General features: G+C 50.8%; 13 protein-coding genes. 8 read left to right on the forward strand and 5 right to left on the reverse strand.

What is annotated here, in order from left to right:
- Window positions 1–86: 86 nt before the first annotated feature.
- Window positions 87–1,364, forward strand: coding sequence for a phosphoribosylamine--glycine ligase (gene purD, locus ACXMYH_RS04645; RefSeq protein WP_118529490.1), 1,278 nt, complete (start codon window positions 87–89; stop codon window positions 1,362–1,364).
- A gap of 133 nt (window positions 1,365–1,497) precedes the next feature.
- On the opposite strand, the gene ACXMYH_RS04650 is transcribed toward purD, so the two are convergent.
- The gene (locus tag ACXMYH_RS04650; protein ID WP_118529491.1) at window positions 1,498–2,268 is read right to left on the reverse strand and encodes a hypothetical protein; all 771 of its coding nucleotides are present in this window, start codon (window positions 2,266–2,268) and stop codon (window positions 1,498–1,500) included.
- Between the two features lie 293 nt (window positions 2,269–2,561).
- Here ACXMYH_RS04650 and ACXMYH_RS04655 point away from each other — a divergent pair, with 293 nt between their 5' ends.
- The 5 genes from ACXMYH_RS04655 (at window position 2,562) to ACXMYH_RS04675 (ending at window position 8,501) form a co-directional block, all read left to right on the forward strand.
- Window positions 2,562–3,959: a P-loop NTPase family protein gene (locus ACXMYH_RS04655; protein WP_486555606.1), complete on the forward strand. Its 1,398-nt coding sequence runs from the start codon at window positions 2,562–2,564 to the stop codon at window positions 3,957–3,959.
- A 534-nt stretch (window positions 3,960–4,493) separates the two neighbouring features.
- On the forward strand, window positions 4,494–5,873 hold the full coding sequence (locus tag ACXMYH_RS04660; RefSeq protein WP_118529494.1) for a Na+/H+ antiporter NhaC family protein: 1,380 nt from the start codon (window positions 4,494–4,496) through the stop codon (window positions 5,871–5,873).
- 98 nt (window positions 5,874–5,971) lie between these two features.
- Window positions 5,972–6,331, forward strand: a complete 360-nt coding sequence (locus ACXMYH_RS04665) for a TIGR04076 family protein (protein ID WP_118321574.1) — start codon at window positions 5,972–5,974, stop codon at window positions 6,329–6,331.
- A gap of 19 nt (window positions 6,332–6,350) precedes the next feature.
- Window positions 6,351–7,400, forward strand: coding sequence for an aldo/keto reductase (locus tag ACXMYH_RS04670; protein WP_118298506.1), 1,050 nt, complete (start codon window positions 6,351–6,353; stop codon window positions 7,398–7,400).
- A 315-nt stretch (window positions 7,401–7,715) separates the two neighbouring features.
- Window positions 7,716–8,501, forward strand: a complete 786-nt coding sequence (locus ACXMYH_RS04675) for a tRNA threonylcarbamoyladenosine dehydratase (RefSeq protein ID WP_118298505.1) — start codon at window positions 7,716–7,718, stop codon at window positions 8,499–8,501.
- Between the two features lie 148 nt (window positions 8,502–8,649).
- Here the strand turns inward: ACXMYH_RS04675 and ACXMYH_RS04680 are convergent, their stop codons facing one another.
- Genes ACXMYH_RS04680 through ACXMYH_RS04690 form a run of 3 tightly spaced genes read right to left on the reverse strand, consistent with a single transcriptional unit; the run spans window position 8,650 to window position 11,873 of the window.
- Window positions 8,650–9,648: an isocitrate/isopropylmalate dehydrogenase family protein gene (locus tag ACXMYH_RS04680; protein WP_118529495.1), complete on the reverse strand. Its 999-nt coding sequence runs from the start codon at window positions 9,646–9,648 to the stop codon at window positions 8,650–8,652.
- A 36-nt stretch (window positions 9,649–9,684) separates the two neighbouring features.
- On the reverse strand, window positions 9,685–10,998 hold the full coding sequence (locus ACXMYH_RS04685; RefSeq protein WP_118529496.1) for an SLC13 family permease: 1,314 nt from the start codon (window positions 10,996–10,998) through the stop codon (window positions 9,685–9,687).
- Window positions 10,992–11,873, reverse strand: coding sequence for a DUF6282 family protein (locus ACXMYH_RS04690; RefSeq protein ID WP_118529497.1), 882 nt, complete (start codon window positions 11,871–11,873; stop codon window positions 10,992–10,994). The genes ACXMYH_RS04685 and ACXMYH_RS04690 overlap by 7 nt, the downstream gene beginning before the upstream one ends.
- A gap of 143 nt (window positions 11,874–12,016) precedes the next feature.
- Here ACXMYH_RS04690 and ACXMYH_RS04695 point away from each other — a divergent pair, with 143 nt between their 5' ends.
- Together ACXMYH_RS04695 and ACXMYH_RS04700 are read left to right on the forward strand one after the other, a co-directional pair.
- Window positions 12,017–12,937, forward strand: a complete 921-nt coding sequence (locus ACXMYH_RS04695) for a LysR family transcriptional regulator (RefSeq protein WP_215703153.1) — start codon at window positions 12,017–12,019, stop codon at window positions 12,935–12,937.
- A gap of 175 nt (window positions 12,938–13,112) precedes the next feature.
- The gene (locus ACXMYH_RS04700) at window positions 13,113–14,504 is read left to right on the forward strand and encodes an alanine/glycine:cation symporter family protein (protein WP_118298500.1); all 1,392 of its coding nucleotides are present in this window, start codon (window positions 13,113–13,115) and stop codon (window positions 14,502–14,504) included.
- Between the two features lie 147 nt (window positions 14,505–14,651).
- Here the strand turns inward: ACXMYH_RS04700 and ACXMYH_RS04705 are convergent, their stop codons facing one another.
- Window positions 14,652–14,927, reverse strand: coding sequence for an ATP-binding protein (locus ACXMYH_RS04705; RefSeq protein WP_486555607.1), 276 nt, complete (start codon window positions 14,925–14,927; stop codon window positions 14,652–14,654).
- Window positions 14,928–14,930 lie beyond the last annotated feature (3 nt).

Consider the following 14,930-nt stretch of genomic DNA (forward strand, 5'->3'; position numbering starts at 1 on the left):
CGTATCTGTCCTGGCTGATATGTATTTTTACATGTTGCCAGGACAGTCGGCTTATGTCATAGGGAAGTTTACAGGAGGAAGAATAGATGAAGGTTTTAATCGTTGGAAGCGGCGGAAGAGAGCATGCGATCGCATGGAAGGTCGCCCAGAGCAAAAAAGTCGACAAGATCTACTGTGCGCCGGGCAATGCCGGAATTTCCGAGGTGGCGGAGTGCGTGCCGATCGGAGCCATGGAATTTGATAAATTAGTTGCATTTGCAAAAGAGAAAGAGATCGACCTGACCGTGATCGGAATGGATGATCCGCTCGTCGGTGGGATTGTGGATGTCTTCGAGAAAGAGGGACTCCGCGTATTCGGACCGAGAAAGAATGCGGCGATCCTTGAGGGCTCAAAGGCATTCTCCAAGGACCTCATGAAGAAATATCATATCCCGACAGCCGCTTATGAGACATTCACAGACCCGGAGAAGGCGCTGGAGTATCTTGAGACGGCGAAGATGCCGATCGTCTTAAAAGCGGACGGTCTTGCGCTCGGAAAGGGCGTTCTGATCTGCCAGACATTGGAAGAGGCAAAAGAGGGCGTGAAGACGCTCATGATGGATAAGAAATTCGGCTCCGCAGGGGATGAGATCGTCATCGAGGAGTTTATGACCGGCCGTGAGGTTTCCGTTCTGTCCTTTGTGGACGGAAATATCGTGAAGATCATGAGTTCCGCCCAGGACCACAAGCGTGCAAAGGACGGCGACCAGGGCTTAAATACAGGCGGTATGGGAAACTTCTCCCCGAGCCCGTTCTACACGGAGGAAGTCGATGAATTCTGCAAAAAGTACATCTACCAGCCGACCGTTGATGCGATGAAGGCAGAGGGAAGACCGTTCAAGGGCGTGATCTTCTTCGGACTGATGCTGACACCGGAGGGACCGAAGGTCTTGGAGTATAACGCGAGATTCGGCGATCCGGAGGCGCAGGTTGTTCTTCCGAGACTGGAGAACGATATCGTGGACGTCTTTGAGGCGTGCATCGACGGAACGCTCGATAAGGTAGACTTAAAGTTCGACAATGATCGTGCGACGGTCTGCGTTATCCTTGCATCCGACGGCTACCCGGTCGAGTACAAAAAGGGATTCCCGATCGAAGGACTTGAGAAGTTCAAGGGAAAAGACGACTATTATGTCTTCCACTCCGGAACAAAATTCAACGACAAAGGCCAGATCGTCACAAACGGCGGCCGTGTCCTCGGTGTGACCGCAACCGGAAAAGACCTGAAGGAAGCCAGAAAGAAAGCCTATGAGGCGACGGAGTGGGTTTCCTTTGAGAATAAGTATATGAGACATGATATTGGACGGGCGATCGACGAGGCGTAAGGGATCCGGAAAATTTTCTGGATCTGCAGGATCAGAAGAAAAATGACAGATTGATATTGAGAAAACCGGCGATGAATAAATCTTCGCCGGTTTTTCTGCTCTCATGCATCTGAAATGCTCTCATAGCTCATCATCACAAGCTGGAAGATGATCCTGAATCCTCAATAACAACTTTAACAGATGGGATATTGCATTTTGCTGTTATTTGGGCTCCGCTTATTCTGCGGAAAACATCTTCAGTACAGAAGGCTGCTTCATTAACTAAATCAGAGATATCGTTTAATGCACCCCGATTATACCGAAATTGAAAGGTTTCTGAAATATAATTATCGTTTTCAAACGCCATTTCCTTTTCTGGTGCACTTCCTTCTTCATTCAAAACAATATCTCCTATTTTTAAGGTTGCCATTACTGGAACGATATCCTTAAATGACTCGATCGAAATTGTTATATCAAAAACTCCGGTATATAATTTATCTACAGTGACTGAAGTGATAGAGAACCAAGGTTCATCAGCATAGTAAGCCACACTTCCAACGCTGCATGGTGTCATGGATGAGTTTGATCTGCCTTGTTCAAATACATAAATATCTGGTGCCTTTATATAAATTTTATCAGGCAGTGTGTCATATTGATAATTATAAATATGTTCATTTGTATTTCCATCGGAACTTTCTGAAATTTGTTGAAGTTCATGTAAGAACTTGTTATCTATGGCACATTCCATCGTAGAAACCGGTGTTATAACGGCAGTTTCATATTCTGGATACTTTATTGTAACGCTTAAGGTTCCGTCCTCATCAGCGGGCTTGCTATAATAACTCCATATCAGAACTGCAGACAAAAAAACGCACACAAAACAAATAACAGGAACAATTATTTGGGATTTTTCCGCTTTATTCATATGGCCTCCTGAAAATTCTGCTTATCTTGGTTTTATGCGATAATATACTGACAAAAATAAGATTTTGTTTAAATTATACTTATATAATAACGGTTTGCTGATCCAGTGTCAACATTCAAGCTCCCATTACAGTGCACGGTCACTGCCATATCAATAAAACAATTGACAGGATGAAATTTTTGTTTCATGATGTTAGAATATTGATGTGATGACCGATGTGCTCACATTGGCGCATTGTAACTGTTCAGTAGGTCTGCGCACTTACGACGCATTTTATATTCAGGAGTGTATCCATGAAATCAATATCCATCTACGCACTGACTAGAAAACAGAATATCGCCTGTCTTTCCAGGCTGGAGCATCAGCTGTCGGGCAGGGAAAAACCTTTAAAGATCCGGACATGGGAACTGAACAGTATGCGGGCATTTGTGGATCACCTGGAAGAACATATGCCGGAGGTGTACCGGCTCCGCTTCTTTTATTCTTTCCAGATCCCGCGTCTCGGAAAAGAGTTTGACCTGCTCCAGGTGAAGGAAAAACAGATCGTGAACATCGAGCTGAAGAGCGGCGCTGTCTCCGGGGACGCGATCCGCAGGCAGCTGATCCAGAACCGTTATTACTTATCGGTGCTGGGGAGACCGATCCGGTCCTATACCTATATCAGCAGTGAGGACCGTCTGGTCCGTCTGACGAATCATGATAACCTTGTGGATGCGGACTGGGACCGGCTATGTGAAGAGTTGAAGGAGCCGGGTAAGGATGAGCCGGGAGATCTCGAAGACTGCTTCCGGGCAGAATGGTATCTGATCTCCCCGCTGACACAGCCGGAGCGGTTTTTGCAGAAGGAATATTTCCTGACGGCCCAACAGAAGGATATTGAGCGGCAGATCTTAAAGAAAGTCCGCGCGGAGCGAAGCGGATATTACTCATTTTCCGGACTTCCTGGGACGGGAAAGACGCTGCTTCTCTACGATATCGCGATGAAACTTTCCGGGCGTCAGAAGGTCTGCATGATCCACTGCGGGACATCGGGAGAGGAGTGGAAGAAGCTTCATGAGAGACTCAGGCGAATTCTCTGGATGTCGGACCGGGAGATCACGGAGGAGACCGGTTTTGAGGATTATGGTGCTGTTTTTGTTGATGAGGCGCATCTGCTGAGTGAGGAGCCCCTGAAGCGGATCATACGGGCAGCAGGAACACGTCCGGTTATCTTTTCCAGTGACTGCGAGGACCAGCTCTCCCCGGAAGAGGCGGACCGGAGTGCGAAGAATGAGCTGGAAAAACTTCCGGGGATCCAGCTTTTCCGACTGACAAACAGGATCCGGACAAATGTGGAGCTTTCCTCGTTTATCCAGAATCTGATGCACCTTCCGGACCGGAAGACCACCCGGCATTTCCCGAATGTCACAGTGCTGTATGCAAATGATGAGCGGGAAGCGGAAAAGCTGATGTTGGATGCAGGGGAACACGGGTTTCAGATCCTTTCGCGACAGGAAGACAACGGGAAGACGATGGACCGGCTGGCGGTGCTGTTGGATGAGAAGTATTATTACGATGAAAACAGGTATCTGCGATCGCAGGCTCATACGGTGCGCACACTGTTTTACAGGCTAAACGGTGCGAAGGAGAAGCTGATGATCGTAGTGAAAGAAAATGCTCCGGTTTATGAGAGAGTATTGGAGTTGTTGTGAAGAGCATGGGAGAAGATAGTTGGGATATCAGCAGCCAGTTTCCGATAAAAAATTCTTGACAAATCCGTATGATATTGCTATTATTGCTTTAAACCGTTGAAGAGGAAGTTGTACCAGAAAGAACAGTCTCCCAGAGAGTCCGGGGCGGTGGGATCCGGACAGAGTGTTGTGGTAAGTGGGCCTCAGAGGGCAAGGTGAAAAAGAGGAACGGATCAAGAGGAATCTTTAGTAGCCGAGACGCAGGGTCAGCGTTACGAGACCAGGAATGTAACTGCATTCTGTAAAGAGTGGGTGCTTGGCACCAAACAAGGTGGTACCGCAGGTATATGACAGCCTGTCCTTGAACGAAGTTCAGGGATGGGCTTTTTTGATAAAAAGATTTCCCGATCTTCTGAACTTGAAATGTCAGTCCTTTATGAAAGCCGGAAACCGGAGCGGTGAGAAAATGCATCGTGGCATGCAGAAACGCATAGTCTCCCGGGAGACTTTCGTATATGACAAGAGTTATGTTACAGAAGAAAGGAAGGCAATCGTATGAGCGAGGAGAGAAAACTTCAGTTTCGCGGCGGGATCGGAATGTCCCTGATCCCGGTAGCAATTTATGTATTCTTCTGCATGGTGCTGTTCATCGGCTTTAAAGCATTCAACATGGAAGCACTTGCAGTCGGAGGATTTTTAGCCCTTTTGATCGGCGGCGTGTTCTGCACGAGCTACAGTGAGTTCTGGGAGAGTGCGATCCGGGGAATTTCCTCGATCACGTCGGTATCGGTCGTTGTGATCCTGCTGCTCGTCGGCATGTTCAGCGCCCTGATCAAGCTGTGCGGTCTTTCCGGCGGATTCGTATGGATCGCCAACGCGGTCGGCATGAAAGGCGGGATCTTTGTTGCATTTACATTTCTTGCCACATGCATCGTATCGACAGCGACCGGTTCCTCGATCGGAACCATGTTTATCGCGTTCCCGATCTTTTACCCGGCGGGGATCATGCTGGGTGCCAACGAGATGATGATGGCCGGCTGCATCGTATCCGGCGCGATCTTTGGAGATAACCTGGCGCCGATCTCCGACACGACGATCGCTTCGGCTTCCACGCAGCAGTTTAAGAACGGAAAACCGGCCGATATCGGTGGTGTCGTGTCAAGCCGTATCAAGTATTCGCTGGTGGCAGGACTGATCACGATCGTGATCTTCGCGATTTTCGGCGGTGTTGGCGGTACTTATGAGGGAGGTTCCATCGATGCGGCGTCCAACCCGGTTTCGTTAGTCATGCTGATCCCGGTTGTCCTGATGCTGACGGTTTCGACAAAAACAAGAAATATCTATGAAGGCATCCTCGTTGGTCTTGCGACAGGAACGCTTGTCGGCCTTGCAGCGGGATTATTTACTCCGGCGCAGGTATTTTCCAACGACGCGGCAAACAACGCCGCAGTCGGCTTCCTGGTTGACGGGATCAACAATATTTTACCAACCTGTGCGCTTGTCATCTCCGTATTCGGCATCATGGGAGTTTTAAGCGACGCAGGCATGCTGAACCTGATCGCCGAGAAGATCCTCGACAGTAAGATGGCTGGTACAGCGAAAGGTGCGGAGCTCGTCTGCATGATGGGGATCGCATTTACAACGATCTTACTTGGCGGTGTGACGAGTGCCTCCATCCTGACATTCGGACCGATCTTAAATAAGATCGGAGCGGCGAGAAACATTCACCCGTACCGCAGAGCGAACCTTTTAGACGGAACGGCGAACAGTCTTCCGGCGATCATCCCGTTCATGAGCGTGTTCGTATTCATCGGATCCGCATTGACAGGTCTTTCCCCGGTCATCGTTGCGGGCGGAACGATCTACGGATTTGTCCTGTTCTTTGTATTCCTTGGAGCTGTCCTTACGGGATGGGGATGCCAGAAAGAAGAATAGGGGAGTGGTTTCCCGGATCTGGATCATGAAAGCTCATGAAGTGTCAGGATGGCACAGACATTGGAACGAGTACACGAGAGAAAAGAGGTTATGGAAAAATGGATGATACCTTTACATTATACGATCTCAAGGTGGAAGTAGTCGCCGGTGACCGCCCGATGGTGTGCAGCCACAAGGTGGGGGACTATTTCCTGGTACAGGGAGAAAACCTGGTGTTTCCGAAGGAAACATCGTTTTCCATGTATTCCCTGAGCGCCATCCTGCCGCTTCTTCCGGCAAAAGAACGGCCATTGGACCCGAACGACTGGATGCTCTCCGACGCGGAGATCGCCTGCCCGGATCCGAACTGCGGGGCGAGATTTAAGATCACAAGAGTCGGAAAGCGGATCCAGAGTCATGGGCAGTGCACGGTCGTGCCGCTCATGAGACCGGATGCGGGAAAATATCATGAGAATTAGATAATAAGGAGAATCGATCATGCAGAAAAAAGCTCAGTTTAAAAATGGATATACCTTCAACCGCGTCATCAATGGCTGCTGGCAGCTCTCCGCGGAGCATTGTCTTCAGGGACACCTGGACTATGACGATGCGATCCGCGCGTTCCACGAGCTGGTGGAGCAGGGATTTACGACGTTTGACTGTGCCGACATCTACACGGGCGCTGAGGAGGTCCTCGGCCGCTTTGTGACAGAGTTAAAGGCGAGCGGACATTATCAGGAGGAAGACATCCAGATCCACACGAAATTTGTGCCGGACAAGGACGTTCTTCCGGTGATCAACATGGAGTACACGGAAGGAATCGTGGACCGCTCCTTAAAGAGAATGCACCGCGAAGCTCTGGATCTGGTACAGTTCCACTGGTGGGATTTCAATGTGCCGGGCATGATGGAGACGGCCTTTGACCTTGTAAAGCTTCAGGAAAAAGGAAAGATCCGCAACATCGGTATGTGCAACATGGATACAAACGCCTTAAAGCAGATGGTTGACGCCGGTATCCCGGTCGTATCCAACCAGGCGCAGTATTCCGTCTTTGACCGCCGTCCGGAGAGAACACTTTTGGATTACAGCGCAGAGCACGGCATCTACACATTCGCTTACGGCACACTGGCCGGTGGATTTCTCGCGGAGCGCTACATGGGAAAGACATATGAGGCGCCGGAGACCCGTTCCCAGGTGAAATACATGCAGATCATCGAGGATTCCCTCGGCTGGGACGGAATGCAGAAGCTCCTTCCGGTCCTGAAAGCAATCGCAGACAACCACGGCGTCAGCATCGCCAACGTGGCAACCCAGTACATCTTAAACCAGAAGAGCGTCGGAGCCGTCATGGTCGGAACCAGAAACTCCAAACATGTAAGATCCAACATCCAGACACTGGAATTTGATCTGACCGCGGAGGAGATGAAGACGATCCGCGACTTTATCGATCAGTACCCGACTCCGGAGGGAGAATGCTATGAGCTTGAGCGCACCTCTCCGAGATATAAGGGGATCATTCTGACGGACAGAAACCATGTGGATAAGTAAAATGACATGCAGGGATCATGGCAGGAGATTTCCAGAAAAGCAGGATCAGCGATGACAGAGAATCAGACTGCAAGAATGGTTCGGACAGTTTTGTGAGAATATCAGAAAGTACGGAAGGGACACCAGAGATGGTGTCCTGTTTCGTTACAGGACGCAGAAAAACTGCTGCTTTTCATGGGAAGGAATCTTTCTCTTTACACATACCGAATTAGTAGGTATAATGGTAAAGGTTTCAGGGGCAAAATCCCGTCGAATGGTTGTTTTAACAGGGAGATTGCCGGTAACATTGCAGGAAAGACAGGATTGGAGATAGAGATGTTAAATCAGTTCTCAAGAACACAGCTCCTTTTAGGAGCAGAAAATATGGACCGCCTTGCGAAGGCGAAGGTTGCGATCTTCGGAATCGGCGGAGTCGGCGGATATGTGGCGGAGGCACTGGCGAGAAGCGGAGTCGGTTCCTTTGTGCTGGTGGACGATGATAAGGTCTGCCTGACAAATATCAACCGCCAGATCATCGCGACGAGAAAGACAGTTGGACAGTATAAGGCGGAAGTCATGCGCGACCGGATCCTGGATATCAATCCGGATGCCCAGGTCGAGGTCAGAAAGTGCTTTTATCTCCCGGAAAATGCGGATGAGTTCGACTTTACGGAATATTCCTATGTGGTCGATGCGGTGGACACGGTGACGGCAAAGATCGAGATCATCATGCGGGCGATCGACTGTAAAGTTCCGGTCATCAGCAGCATGGGCGCCGGAAACAAGCTGGATCCGACGCAGTTCCATGTGGCGGATATCTATAAGACGAGCATGTGCCCGCTCGCGAAGGTCATGCGCCGCGAATTAAAGAAGCGCGGAGTGAAGAAGTTAAAAGTCGTTTACTCCACGGAACAGCCGGTTGAGCAGCAGGAAGACATGAGCATCAGCTGCAGAAAGAACTGTATCTGTCCGCCGGGCGCGAAACATAAATGCACCGAGCGCCGCGCAATCCCGGGCAGCATCGCGTTCGTTCCGTCGGTTGCCGGACTGATCCTTGCAGGGGAGATCGTGAAAGACCTGACAGTGATGCCGCCGAAGAAGGTGGAAGAGCAGGGGCAGTGATCAATGCCGGGAGCGAATAAAAGATCATAAAAAGACATCACAAAACCGGAAATTGGAGTGGATTCCATTCGAACAAGGTTTTGTGATGTCTTTTTACTTTCAGGGATACAGAAAGAGCTGCCAATGGCAGCCCCCTCTGATTTCAGTTTTATAATCTTTCCAGGATCGCATCCACATACTCTTCGGTACTTGCTGTTCCGTGCAGGTCTTTTGTGAGGTGTTTTCCTTCTGCGAGAACTTCATCGACGGCTTTGCGGATCCGCGCTGCAGTCTCATTTTCCCCGAGGTACTCTAACATCATGCAGGCGGACCAGAGGAATGCAGTCGGGTTTGCAAGGTGCTTTCCGGCGATATCCGGCGCGCTGCCGTGTACAGCTTCAAACATGGCGTAATCGGCACCGATATTGCTGGATGGAACGAGTCCGAGACCGCCGATCAGACCGCTGCAGAGGTCGGAGAGGATGTCTCCGTACAGGTTCTGCATGACCATCACGTCAAACTGGTTCGGGTTCATCACGAGCTGCATGCAGGTGTTGTCGATGATCTTGTCATCGCTCTCGATCTCCGGATATTCTTTCGCGATCTCCTTGAAAATGGATAAGAACATGCCGTCGGACATCTTTAAGATGTTTGCCTTGTGGACGCAGGTCACTTTTCTGCGGCCATTTTTCTTTGCATACTCGAATGCGTCACGGATGATGCGCTCACTCGCTTTTCGTGTAACGATCTTGATCGCATGGACGGTGTCCGGATCGATCTGCTCTTCGACGCCGACGTAGAGGCCTTCCGTATTTTCACGGAAAATGACGATATCCACATTTTTGAACGGTGTTTTTACGGCATCGTTGGATCTTACCGGGCGGATGTTTGCGTAAAGATCATATTTTCCGCGGAGTGTCACGTTCAGGGAGCGGAATCCCTTTCCGACCGGGGTCGTGATCGGGGATTTTAACAGCACTTTTGTCCGCTCAAAAGATGCGTAGGCTTCCTCCGGGATCAGTGCGCCGTTGCGTTTCCATTCGTCCTCTCCGACGTTGTAGATTTCATATTCGAGAGGTGCGTTCGCTGCCTTTAAGATCTTTAACACATTGTCAACAAGTTCCGGACCGATTCCGTCACCGCGGAATACTGTAATTTTGTGATTCATATGATGATTCTCCTTTTTGAATGATTTGATTTGATCCTACAGTACAAATGTCACGATCAGGTTATAGACTGCACAGCAGATCACACTGATCGGAACGGCAACAAAGAGAAGCCGGTTAAACAGATGGTTGCGGTCTTCCTCGTTTCCACAGGAACCGAGGATCAGACTTCCGCCGGATGAGAACGGGCTGATCGCGCTGCTCTGTGCGCCGAGGATCGTGCAGGCAAAGAGAGCGGCTGGGTTCAGTCCGGTTGCAGCGGCGAGTCCCGGGATCAGCGGGAATAATGCCGGTGCAACAACGCCGGTCGTGGAACTGAAGAAGCTCATAAACGCACCGACGAAACTGAATGCCAGCGGGATCAGGGCAGCCGGTACATTGGATCCGATCCATGCGGACAGGGCATCGATCGTGCCTGCTTTTACAGCGACCGCGATCAGCATGCCGGCTCCGGCGATCATGAGGATCGTATTCCACGGAACACGAGCGATGACCTCTTTCTGAGGTGCCAGATCAAATAACAGGGCAATGATGGTAAAGCAGAAAGCAACGAGACCGACATCAACTTTTCCTGCAATCGTTCCGATCAGGGCATTGTCCGGAAGCGCGAGCTTTAAGAGTGGGAAGATCAGGACGATCACCATCATCAGCAGCATCAAGTATAAAGTCAGCTTCTGCTTCCTGTCAAACGGTTCCGGCCTGGAGAAAGTAACTCCTTTGCCGATGCCGCGGTTGCTCTTAAAACCGAAGCGGAAGATCGCGATCAGGATCAGGGAGAAGATGATGGCGAATCCAAAAATCTTCATTTCGTCCACAAACGAATTCGGTGTTCCAAAAGCCGGTTCTGACTCGTAAGCGGTATCGATCAGACCGCGGAATACGACACCGAGAGAGGCTGTCGGAAAGTTTCCGCCTGCAAGCGCACCGCAGTTGATCGCGACAGCGCCGGTCAGCTTGTCCATTTTTGCTTCCTCGCAGATCAGGATCGTGATCGGAGCCAGAAATGCGAGAACAGTAAAGTAGGCAGCTCCCATTACCGAGAGAACAACTGCTACAAAGAAGAGGGCAAACGGCAGCATGCCCGGGAAACGGCGGCACATGTAGAGAAGACTTGCAGACATCTTCTCAAGCGTTCCGTTGACAGCCGCAAAGTTGTAAAAAAGGGAGACGGACAGGATCACAAACATCGTGCTGACCGGCCAGAAACTAATCAGCTCTTTTGGCTTGATCCCCATACCGAAACATCCGATCAGGTAAGCGAACGCGATACAGAAGAATCCGGTATTGATCTTTGTCTTGTAGCCAAGAACGACGGCAACTGCGATGGATGCGACCAGAATGATACTTAACATGCGGATTCCTCCTGTTCGTTGATGCCGAGCAGGGATGCCGGGATCGTGTGAGTCATATGGTAAACATGTTCTTCCGGAATTCCGTGATCGACCAGATACTGCATGTATTCCGCAAGTGCGAGTTCCCAGTGCGGATTTTCCGTCTGTCCGCCGTCGGTGTCGACCATGACATTTCGGTAGCCGACTTCTTTGATGATCTCCAGATTGTCTGCGAGATTGCTCTTATATTTTCCGCCGCCCATGTTCTGTGCGTAACAGCGCTCCAGGATGACATTGTAATCCTTCACGAGGCGGAGCTGGTCTTCATGGCTCATTCCCACGATCCACCACTCCGGATGGGTGATCACGATATTTTTGACTCCGAGATCGCGGGCTGCCTCGACGACGGTAAAGATCTCATCAGGTGCGATATGGGCAGTTCCAAGGACTGCATTGTGATCGCGGACAAGTTCCAGTACAGAGCGCAGTTCCGGAACGATCTTTCCGTCTTTTACGACTTCCACGCACTGGCTCAGATCCTGGCCCATTTTCTGCATGTGATTTTTTGCGGACTGTGTCGGGAGCCAGACAACTTTTGCTCCAAGACGAAGTGCGGTATCGACGGCTTTCGGATTGATCCCGCCTACAACGCGGTTTAATGTGATGCTTCCGTACATGGTGAAGTTGTTCGTGTTTCCATGTACGATCTCGTTGTGACGGTTGCAGAGATATGCGCGGTCCATGGTTGTCCCCTGATGTGTCTTGATGACGATGGCACGCGCGCCGACGCGGATCGCTGCTTCCATGAGTTCGAAGTCATCGTATGCGCGAAGGCGCAGATCCGGATTCGTATGGACATGCATGTCGATCACGCCTTGCATGAGATCCTGTTTCATTCAAATTCCCTCCTGTGTGTTTTTGCTGTCTTCAGAGACATTGATTTTGCTATGGTTATATTTTATACTAGTCTTGATATAGGGGAAAGTCACAATTTACGATACCAGGTATCGGTAATTCCGATATCTGACGGAGGTGTTTTATGGACTTAAAAGAGCTGGATTACATTGTAACCGTTGCCGATGAGGGGAGCATTTCCCGGGCGGCGGAAAAATTGTTTATGGCGCAGTCAAGTCTCAGTCAGGCTGTCCGTCTGATCGAACAGGATCTCGGTACATCTGTTTTTGTCCGCACTGCCAGAGGAGTCCGCCTGACGGCTGCCGGGGAGGCGTTTATTTCTCATGCCAGACAGATCTTGCAGCAGTACCGGGAAGCGCGCAGTGAGGCTTCTGATATCGAAAACTTAAAAGGCGGGACGATCATCTTTGGGATCAGCACCTACCGGGGAACGTATCTGCTGCCGCCGGTCCTGAAAAAATTTCACGAGCGTTATCCAAAGGTGCATGTGGAGATCAGCGAGATGGACAGTATTGATCTGGAAAACCAGATCCTGGAGGGAATCCTGGATCTCGCACTGATCGCAGCACCTCCGGTCCGGATCAAGCATGGATTCGAGGAACTGATGAGGGATGAGATCATGCTCGTCACTACGAAAGAGCATCCTGTCATGAAATATGCACACGAATGCGAGAATGATCCGGAAGAACTGTGGATCGATCTGAAGGATACCGCCCCGTATGAATATATTTTAGGTCCGCCGAACACGGTACTCGGCCGGACGGCACGCCATTCTCTGCGGGAAGCAGGTGTGGAACCTCTCGGACTCGATACATACCTTTCCGCGGCGTTTGCGGCAGCTGTTGCGCGGGAAGGTGTTGCGCTGGCTTTTACCTACCGGTCCTGCCGGATCATGCGGGATGGATTCCGGTATCTGCGGATCGGAAAAGAGGGGATTTTCCTGGACCTTGCACTGGTCTGGCCGGCAGGAAAATACCGGTCCAGGGCGGCGAAAGCGCTCGCGGATCTGCTCCATGAGATGGCACCGGAACTGCTTCACCGATAGGATTTGACAGAGACACACTTGTATGTGTATAATAGAAATCAATGCATGACAATTTAACAGACTGGCGCGTCGTGGTGGTGAAGCTTTTTGCCGGTGCCGGTCTGGAACGACGGCTGTAAGAGGGGAAATGACAGAACAGCCGGAAAGATCGATCTGAAAAGGAGAAAAGAAAATTATGGTGTTAGCAGTCATCGAAGCGGTGTACCGCTTCCTGTGGGGAGATCTGTTCACGATCCCGATCGGCAACGGAAATGGGATCGGAATCCCTCTTCTCGTGTTGCTTTTGATCCCAACGGGGATCTATTTTACGATCCGGACGAAATTCCTTCCGGTCCGGCTGTTTCCGGATATGATCCGGGCGCTGGGCGGAAAAAAGAAGGAAGAAGGCGGTCTGTCACCGGTGCAGACCTTGTTTGTGTCGACAGCGACCCGTGTGGGAATGGGGAATCTCGTCGGAGTTGTCGCTGCGATCTCTGCGGGCGGTGCGGGAGCCGTGTTCTGGATGTGGATCTCGGCGATCTTTGGTTCCTCCACGGCATTTGTGGAGGCAGCCCTGGCGCATCTATACAAAGAAAAAGATCCGCTCTACGGCGGATATCACGGCGGTCCGGCTTATTATATCCACAGCTATGCGGAGCGCGTGAGAAAAAAGAAATTGAAACACTCCGTCGTTGCCGTTTTGTTTGCGCTGTCCGGTCTGATCTGCTGGGGTGGGATCAGCCAGGTCATCAGCAATTCGGTGGCATCGGCATTTAAAAATGCATTTGGAATCTCACCAATGATCACGACGGTCATTCTTGTTGTGCTCTCGGCGGTGATCGTCTTAAGAAAAAATGCAACGGTCCGCGCGCTGGATGTGATCGTTCCGATCATGGCGGGATGTTATTTTGTGATCACCCTGTTCATCATCGCGACGCATCTCGGAAGCGTTCCGGGCGTTTTCAAGAGGATTTTTGAGGAGGCATTCGGACTCCGCCAGATCGCAGCGGGCGGTTTTGGCGCGGTTCTCATGAACGGAGTCAAGCGCGGTCTGTTCTCCAACGAGGCCGGTTCCGGTTCCGCACCGTGTGCAGCGGCAGCGGCGGAGGAGAGTGACCCGGTAAAGGTCGGACTTGTCCAGGCACTAGGCGTATTTATCGATACGATCGTGATCTGCAGCTGCACGGCGATGATCATGCTGCTTGTCCCGGAGGAACTGACGATGGGACTCGCAGGAATGGACCTTCTCCAGAAAGTCATGAGCTACTATATGGGCGAGTTCGGAGTGGTCTTTATCGCCATCACGCTGGCATTGTTCAGTTTCTCGACATTCCTCGGAATCCTGTTCTATGCGCGTTCCAACGTGGCATACCTCTTCGGAAACCGCTGGTGCTATCAGACTCTTTATAAGATCTTCGCCCTGATCATGCTGTTTGTCGGCGGTCTTCAGGCCTACACAGTCGTCTGGGACCTCGGCGATGTCGGCGTCGGACTGATGACCGTGTTCAACCTCATGGTACTGTTCCCGCTGTCCGGGGAGGCGCTGCGGGCGTTGAGGGAGTATGAAGAGAAGAAAAAGATGAAGTGAAATGCTGGAAAAGAATAGAAAAGCGGCAGAAATCTGAAAAACTGTGAGCGGAGGAACGGGACAGTTCCATGATCGCATAAAAAGATCCGTCAGGATACCGGGGGGAAGAAATTTTCGGTATTTTGGCGGATCTTTTTTGTTTGATCATCATCCCGGAAATACCGCCTCGATCGTCAGCGACTTCCCATCCTTCGTGGACGCCTGGATCTTTCCGCGGTGCGTGTTCACGATGGCTTTTGCGATCGCGAGACCGATCCCGTAGCCGCCGGTCGCGGAATTCCTCGATCGGTCGGAGCGGTAGAAACGGTCAAAAAGGTGCGGGAGCTCAGTAGGATCGACCTCAGATGCCGTGTTGAAACAGCGAGAACCGACATGCTGGAGCTGCTGAAGAAGTTTCCGGACGATCAGAGGTCCGGATTCCACGCG

The organism is Pilosibacter sp. NGB245 (assembly GCF_057397225.1).